The sequence below is a fragment of the uncultured Halovibrio sp. genome (genome assembly GCF_913056445.1).
Classification (GTDB): Bacteria; Pseudomonadota; Gammaproteobacteria; order Pseudomonadales; family Oleiphilaceae; genus Halospina; species Halospina utahensis_B.
The window spans coordinates 1-6,812 of the sequence record NZ_CAJXMA010000115.1; the positions used below are offsets into that span (position 1 = coordinate 1).

A 6,812-nucleotide genomic window follows, 5' to 3' on the forward strand; every position below is an offset into this window, starting at 1 on the left:
AGCAGGTGGATCAGCCCTTGAACCATGTCCTGCCGGTGGATCCACGGCATGTACTGGCGGCCATTGCCAAGGCGCCCGCCCAGTCCAAGGCGGAACAGGGGCAGCATCTGCTGCAGGAAGCCACCGTCACGGCCGATGACAAGCCCGGTACGCGACAGACAGACCCGGGTATCACCGCTCAGGCGAGTGGCGGATGCTTCCCATGCAGCACAGAGGCGGTGAGTGAACTCGTCACGGGGTTCCGTGGCCTCGGTGACATCCGCTTCGCCCTGGTCCCCGTAGTAGCCCACGGCAGACCCTGAAATCATGGCTTCCGGGAGGGCAGCGCGGCGCTGCAGCTGTGACACCAGCTCATCCGTAAAGGCGATGCGGCTGTCCCAGAGGGTCTGTTTGCGCTTCTGCGTCCAGCGTTTCTCGGCGATGCCTTCACCCGCGAGATTGATCACGGCATCAATGGTTGGGATGGTCGGCACTTCGTCCAGGCTGTGTATCACCTGGACGCGGCCGCAAAGGCGCTGGACTTCGGCGTCATCGCGCCGGCTCAGTACCGTCAGGCTGCGGCCTTCGTAGTGGAGCTGATGGCAGAGCAGCTGGCCGATAAAGCCGGTGCCGCCGGTAATCAGGATGTGCTGATTCATAGGGTTCTCCCGCTGGGTTCGATCCATGCTGAACCGGTCTCAATGGTGGCATCGGCAGGGGCGGCAGGCCAGGAAAAGGTTCACGATTCCCGCATAGCCGCGCCTGCTGTACGTTGATATCCTCCTGTTATGTTCGAATGGCCCTATATTCTGGATTTCTGGTTCGGTCCCCTGGATGACGAAGGGGTGCCCGGCAAAGCGTACCGTGAACAGTGGTTCACCGAGAGCCGGCGTTTCGACCGGGCCATGCGGCGGCGTTTCTCCTCCATGGTCCTGCTGGCTTCCGAGGAAGGGCTCGATCACTGGCGTAACGAGCCCGGTGGCGCCCTTGCCGAGATCCTGCTCCTGGATCAGTTCTCACGCAACATCTACCGCCGTACCGCCATGGCATTCCGTAATGATCCCTTGGCGCAGCGTCTGGCACGTGAAGGTGTGGCCCAGGGGCGTGAGCTCGCGCTCCCCCGCATCCAGCGGGCGTTTTTCTATATGCCGTACCAGCACGCCGAGAACCGTGAGATCCAGCGCGAGGGGGTTGCACTCTATGAGCAGCTGGAGAAAACCGCGGAGGGGCGCCTGCGGGATGTGCTGAGCGCGTTCCACCGGAGTGCATGCGAACACGCGCAGATCGTCGAGCGTTTCGGGCGTTTCCCGCACCGCAACCAGGTACTGGGCCGCCGGAGCACGGCTGCCGAAGTGGCGTTCCTGGAAGGGGGCGCCACCTTTGGCCAGTAGACGGTGGCGGCAGCAGGCAGCCCTATAACCGCCGGTTCCAATGAAAATCGAAAATCGTCTATGCAGGCCATTGTTGATTGATGTGCTGTCGCTTATTCTTTGCGCGCTGAATTAAGCCGCTCAATATACCTTTTGTGAATATCCTTTTCAGGACTAACCGGGAGTTTTCCGACGATGCCCAATGATTCCGTAGTGACCCTGAAGGCCCGTTTGGGGCTGTGGTTCAGTGTGCTGGCGATGGCGCTTCTGCTGGCTGGCCCCGCCTCTGCTCAGGACCGGGAGCTTCTGAACTCCTCCTACGACATCGCCCGTGAACTCTTCGCTGAGTACAACAAGCTCTTTGCCGAGCACTGGGAAGAGAAAACCGGCGAGACGGTCAGCATCAAGCAGTCGCATTCCGGTTCGTCCAAGCAGGCCCGTTCGATTCTGCAGGGCATGGATGCGGATGTGGTGACCTACAATCAGGTCACCGACGTGAACATTCTCGCTGAGCGCGGCAATCTGATCCCGGAAGACTGGGCATCACGGCTGCCCAACAACAGCTCGCCCTACTACTCGACCATGGCGTTCGTGGTGCGCGAGGGAAATCCGAAGAACATTGAGGACTGGGATGATCTGGTGCGTGAGGACGTGGAACTGATCATGCCGAACCCCAAGACTTCCGGCAACGGCCGCTACTCCTATCTGGCCGCCCTGGGGTATGCCCAGAATGAATTCGGGGATGACCAGGAGCGGATCGATGGCTTCATGAGTGACCTTCTGGGCCATGTGAAGGTGTTTGACTCCGGTGGCCGCAGCGCCACCACCACTTTCGTCGAGCGTGGTCTGGGGGATGTGCTGATGACGTTCGAGTCCGAGGCAATGAACATCCCGGAGCTCAACCCGGAGGAGAACCTTCAGGTAGTGGTTCCCGAGGTGAGCTTCCTGGCCGAGTTCCCGGTTGCCTGGATCGATGAGAACATTGAGAAGAAGGGCAATGAGAAAGTCGCCAAAGCCTATCTGGAACACCTCTATTCCGAAGAGGCCCAGCGCATGCTTGCAGGCTTCAACTACCGGGTGCACAACGAGACCGTGAAAGAGGAAGTGGCGGATCAGTTCCCGGACGTGAAGCTGATGCCCATCCAGGAGATTGCCGGCGACTGGCAGAACGCCATGGAGACGCATTTCTCCAGTGGCGGCAAGCTGGATCAGCTTCAGCGCCGCTAGGAGTACCCGTCTGATCCATGGCTGACACCGACCAATCGGTACGTCCGCGGCGCGCGGGCGTGCCTGTTTCCAGGCGTGTGCTGCCGGGGTTCGGCCTGAGCCTCGGCGTTACGCTGTTCTTCATCAGTCTTGTGCTGCTGCTGCCGATCTCCGGGCTGGTGATCCACACCGCGGGCATGGGCTGGGAGCAGTTCTGGTTTGTCGTGACTGACCCGCGGGTGGTGGCCTCCTTCAAGGTCACTGTTATGGCGGCGCTTGCGGCCTCGCTGTTCAACTGCGTGTTTGGTCTGCTGATGGCCTGGGTGCTGGTGCGCTATGAGTTCCCGGGCAAGCGCCTTCTGGATGCCATCATGGACCTGCCGTTCGCTCTGCCGACGGCGGTGGCGGGTATTACCCTGGCGACCCTTTTCTCGGAAAACGGCTGGTACGGGCGCGTCCTGGCGGAGTTCGGCATCGCGGTTGCCTACACGCCGCTGGGGATTGTGGTGGCCATGGCCTTTACCAGCGTGCCCTTTGTGGTCCGCACGGTTCAGCCGGTGCTGGAGGAACTGCCGCCTGAGGACGAGGAGGCGGCGGTCAGCCTGGGTGCCTCCGACTGGACTGTATTCCGCCGCATTCTGTTCCCGGTGCTGTGGCCGGCGCTGGTGACCGGAGGTGGTCTGTCATTCGCGCGCAGCCTTGGCGAGTATGGCGCCGTTGTGTTCATTGCCGGCAACTCCCCCTATGTGAGCGAGGTGATCAGTCTGATGATCTTCGTGCGCCTTGAGGAATATGACTTCGCGGCGGCCAGCGCCATTGCGTCGGTTGTCATGGGCGTGTCGCTGCTGTTGCTGCTGGCCATCAACGTCTGGCAGGGGCGTTACCTGAAGCGTCTGCACGGAGGTCGGGGATGAGTGCGAAGCATCACCGCGTCGGTGATGGACCTGTGATTCGCCGGATCCTGATCGGGCTGGCCGTGGTCCTGACTGCCCTGTTTCTGTTCATGCCGCTGGTGGTGATCTTTACCCAGGCTCTCGCCCAGGGGTGGGCCGGCTACATTGGCAACATCCTGGATGAGTACACGCTTCATGCCATCGGTCTGACCCTGTTTGTGGCGCTGCTGACCGTGCCGCTGAATACCGTGTTCGGGGTGTTTCTGGCATGGCTGGTGACGCGCTTCAGCTTTCCCGGGCGCCGGCTGCTTGCAACCCTTATCGACATTCCCTTTGCGGTGTCGCCGGTGGTCGCCGGGCTGCTGTATCTGCTGCTTTACGGCAGCAACGGCTGGGCAGGGCAGTGGCTCGGGCAGTATGACGTGGAGCTGATGTTCGCCTGGCCCGGCATCGTGATGGTGACGGTTTTCGTGACCTGCCCTTTCGTAGCCCGGGAACTGATTCCCCTGATGCAGCAGCAGGGCCGGGATGAGGAGGAGGCTGCAGTGGTGCTGGGCGCCAGCGGCTGGCAGCTGTTCCGGCGTGTCACGCTGCCCAACATCCGCTGGGCGCTGCTCTACGGGGTGATTCTCACCAATGCCCGGGCCGTTGGTGAGTTTGGGGCAGTGTCTGTGGTTTCCGGCAGCATTCGTGGCGAAACCAACACGCTGCCATTGCATGTTGAGCTGCTGTACCAGGATTACAACATTGTGGGGGCATTCACCGCGGCTTCCCTGCTGGCTGGCATTGCACTGATCACGCTGGCCGTCAAAACCATTGTGGAATGGCGTCAGAGTCGGTCTGAGGAGTTCTGATGACGATCGAAATCGACGGGATCAACAAGTCTTTCGGACAGTTCCAGGCGCTGCGCGACATCGACCTGGCGATTCCGGACGGTCAGCTCACGGCGCTGCTGGGGCCTTCGGGCTCCGGCAAGACCACGCTGCTGCGCAGCATTGCCGGGCTTGAGAACCCGGACCGCGGGCGCATCCTGTTCAGCGGCGAGGATGTGACAGGCCTGCATGTGCGTGAGCGGCGTGTTGGCTTCGTGTTCCAGCACTATGCGCTCTTCCGCCATATGACCGTATCCGAGAATGTGGCCTTCGGGCTGAAAGTGATGCCGCGCCGCGAGCGCCCCTCGAAACGGGAAATCCGCAGGCGGGTACGTGAGCTGCTGGAAATGGTCCAGCTCGATCACCTGGCCGGGCGCTATCCCGCCCAGCTCTCGGGTGGCCAGAAACAGCGTATTGCTTTGGCAAGGGCCATGGCCAAGCGCCCCGAGATCCTGCTGCTGGATGAGCCTTTTGGCGCCCTCGATGCGAAGGTCCGCAAGGAGCTCCGGCGGTGGCTGCGCTCGCTGCATGACGAGCTGCATTTCACCAGTGTGTTCGTTACCCATGACCAGGAGGAGGCGCTGGAGCTCTCCGACCAGGTCGTTGTGATGCGTCAGGGGAGGGTGGAGCAGGTGGATTCGCCGCTGGCGCTCTATTCCCAACCGGACAGCCGCTTTGTGTTCAATTTTCTGGGGCAGGTCAACGCGCTTTCCGGCGCGATCTCCGGGGGCGTACTGCGTCAGGGAGGGGCCTGGGTGAGACTGCCCGAGAGCTGTGATGACGATGACGCTGAGCTCTACCTGCGCCCTCATGAAGTGAGGTTGACCCAGGAGCCGTCACGGGATGCCCATCTGCCATTCCGGATCGAGGCGATCAACGTCATCGGCGCCGAGGTGCGCGTCGAGCTGAGGCCGGATGGCTGGGAGTCCGAGGAACTCTGGGAAGTGGGCATCACCCACAGCGCGTTCAATGCCCGCCAGCCCAGGCGCGGCGACCGCTGCTACGCGGTGCCGGATGTGGGCCACCTGTTCTGCGATCACCTGAGTGAGCCGAAAACCCTGAGCTGGTATGAATCGGCCGGGTAGCTCACAGGTTCAGTACGATCTTGCCGACGTGTTGGGCGGAGGTCAGGTGGTTCAGGGCCTGCGTATACGCCATCCCGTCGAACTCACGGTCGATGACCGGTGTGACTGCGTTGTGCTCAATGGCGTTGCAGAGGTGCTCCAGTGTGCTGGTAGGCCCCGCCGCGATACCGCGCACCCTGGCGTGGGCCTGAAGGATCTGTAGCGGGTTGATCTGCCCCTGTTTCCCGCCCAGGTACCCGATCACATTGATCTGGCCGCCGACGGCCAGGGCTGAGAGTGACTGGGCGAAGGTGCCGGGGCCTCCCACCTCGAGGATGTGATCGACTCCATGACCGTCCGTCGCAGCGATGACCGCATCAGCCCAATCCGGCGTGCTGCGGTAGTTGATGGTTGCTGTGGCGCCATGGTGCCGGGCGAGTGCGAGCTTGGCATCGCTTGAGGACAGGACAATGGCCTGGGCACCGTGCATCCGCGCGATCTGGAGGGCAAACATCGAGACACCACCGGTCCCCTGTACCAATACCCGGTCACCCGCTCGGATGCTGCCTTCAGTGACCAGCGCCTGCCATGCGGTGACCCCGGCGCAGGGGAGGGTGGCGGCCTGGGCGAAATCCAGATGTGACGGGGCTTTGACCAGACCCTGCTGTGGCAGTACACGGTATTCGCTCAGCATGCCATCCAGTGGACCGCCGAGTGTTTCCGCGCGTAGTGAATCGGCCAGCGGCCCCGAGTGCCAGCCCTGCCAGAAACTGGCAATAACAGGGTCACCGACACGGAAGGCGCTGACACCCGGCCCTGTGTCCACAACCTCGCCAGCGCCATCCGAGAGCGGGATCAGACCAGGCCCGTAGACAGTGTGGTACTGGCCATTGATGACCTCCCAGTCGCGGTAATTGAGCGATGCGGCCCTGACCCGGATCAGCACTTCGCCATGGCCTGGGGTAGGGGTAGCGCAGGTGTGGGCTTCAAGGTTGTCCGTGCCGAATGATGAGCCGAGGCGGATCTGTTTCATGATGGTGGTTCCCGTGTCGCGAATGAATGGAGCGGTTATACAGGTTGTTGTGCCGCCTGCGCCACTGATCCAGCGTCTTCAGTACGCATGCTTCATGCCATTTTCCGGTTACCGGACTTCATCTGTGAAAACAGCGGGCTGTGGACAGTGAGGGCAGCGAGGGAAACGGTCCGGCCTTCAGGCCTGAAAGGCTGGGGTTCGAAATGAAACAGGACACCCTTTGCGGGTGGATAATCTGAAAAGATCTATTGACGCCCGGCTGCGCATGAGTACAATACACAGCCGTTGTTGGGGGCAAAGCAGCTCCCGACAGACAAGGCGGGAATAGCTCAGCTGGTAGAGCACCACCTTGCCAAGGTGGATGTCGCGAGTTCGAATCTCGTTTCCCGCTCCAG

At 61.8% G+C, this 6,812-nt stretch carries 7 protein-coding genes and 1 tRNA gene; 6 read left to right on the plus strand and 2 right to left on the minus strand.

What is annotated here, in order from left to right; translation table 11 throughout:
* Positions 1–638, minus strand: a 638-nt coding sequence (locus QZ501_RS14430; protein WP_295720491.1) for a TIGR01777 family oxidoreductase, incomplete at its 3' end; no start/stop codon positions are given.
* A gap of 129 nt (positions 639–767) precedes the next feature.
* On the opposite strand from QZ501_RS14430, the gene QZ501_RS14435 reads away from it, so the two are divergent.
* The 5 genes from QZ501_RS14435 (at position 768) to QZ501_RS14455 (ending at position 5,405) form a co-directional block, all read left to right on the plus strand.
* Positions 768–1,370: a DUF924 family protein gene (locus QZ501_RS14435; protein WP_160899150.1), complete on the plus strand. Its 603-nt coding sequence runs from the start codon at positions 768–770 to the stop codon at positions 1,368–1,370.
* Positions 1,371–1,544: 174 nt separating this feature from the next.
* On the plus strand, positions 1,545–2,576 hold the full coding sequence (gene cysP, locus QZ501_RS14440) for a thiosulfate ABC transporter substrate-binding protein CysP (protein WP_295720494.1): 1,032 nt from the start codon (positions 1,545–1,547) through the stop codon (positions 2,574–2,576).
* Positions 2,577–2,593: 17 nt separating this feature from the next.
* Positions 2,594–3,469, plus strand: coding sequence for a sulfate/thiosulfate ABC transporter permease CysT (cysT, locus tag QZ501_RS14445; RefSeq protein ID WP_295720496.1), 876 nt, complete (start codon positions 2,594–2,596; stop codon positions 3,467–3,469).
* Positions 3,466–4,302, plus strand: a complete 837-nt coding sequence (cysW, locus tag QZ501_RS14450; protein ID WP_160899152.1) for a sulfate ABC transporter permease subunit CysW — start codon at positions 3,466–3,468, stop codon at positions 4,300–4,302. The genes cysT and cysW overlap by 4 nt, the downstream gene beginning before the upstream one ends.
* Positions 4,302–5,405, plus strand: coding sequence for a TOBE-like domain-containing protein (locus tag QZ501_RS14455; protein ID WP_295720499.1), 1,104 nt, complete (start codon positions 4,302–4,304; stop codon positions 5,403–5,405). The genes cysW and QZ501_RS14455 overlap by 1 nt, the downstream gene beginning before the upstream one ends.
* Position 5,406: 1 nt before the next feature.
* Here the strand turns inward: QZ501_RS14455 and QZ501_RS14460 are convergent, their stop codons facing one another.
* Positions 5,407–6,417, minus strand: a complete 1,011-nt coding sequence (locus QZ501_RS14460) for an NAD(P)-dependent alcohol dehydrogenase (RefSeq protein ID WP_295720502.1) — start codon at positions 6,415–6,417, stop codon at positions 5,407–5,409.
* Between the two features lie 318 nt (positions 6,418–6,735).
* Here QZ501_RS14460 and QZ501_RS14465 point away from each other — a divergent pair.
* Positions 6,736–6,811, plus strand: a tRNA-Gly gene (locus QZ501_RS14465).
* Position 6,812 lies beyond the last annotated feature (1 nt).